This is a genomic window from Rhodococcus erythropolis NBRC 15567 (assembly GCF_001552595.1).
In the GTDB taxonomy this organism is placed as follows: domain Bacteria; phylum Actinomycetota; class Actinomycetes; order Mycobacteriales; family Mycobacteriaceae; genus Rhodococcus_F; species Rhodococcus_F erythropolis.
Window position 1 is genome coordinate 1 of the sequence record NZ_BCRM01000067.1, and the last position, 544, is coordinate 544.

Below are 544 nucleotides of genomic sequence, written 5' to 3' on the forward strand. Positions count from 1 at the left end.
CGTAGACGTTGGCGGGGATCTCGGTCGGCAGCAGTTCGTCGCCGGTCTTGGCGAGGACGCGGGCGATGTCGAGTGCAACGTTGCCGACGCCGAGGACGGCGACCTTCTCGGCTTCGAGCGGCCACGTACGCGGTACGTCGGGGTGGCCGTCGTACCAGGAGACGAAGTCGGCCGCGCCATAGCTGCCGTCGAGTTCGATACCCGGGATGCCGAGCGCGCGGTCGGCGTTGGCGCCGGTGGAGAAGATGACCGCGTCGTAGAACGACTGCAGGTCGTCGAGGGTGATGTCGGTGCCGTAGTCGATGTTGCCGAGCAGGCGTACCTGAGGCTTGTCGAGCACCTTGTGCAGAGCGGTGATGATGCCCTTGATGCGCGGATGATCAGGCGCGACGCCGTAACGAATCAGGCCGAAGGGCGCGGGCATGCGCTCGAAGAGGTCGATGCTGACGCCGCGGCCGGAGACTGCGGTGTCGGATTTCATGAGGGCGTCGGCGGCGTAGATGCCGGCGGGGCCGGCGCCGACGATCGCGACCCGGAGTGGGCG

1 protein-coding gene is annotated in these 544 nt (G+C 67.8%); it reads right to left on the minus strand.

Features of this window, described 5'->3' with window-relative positions; all coding sequences use genetic code 11:
• Positions 1-544 (minus strand): FAD-dependent oxidoreductase (locus RE4_RS30570; RefSeq protein ID WP_162267920.1); only part of this gene is annotated, 544 nt, incomplete at both ends.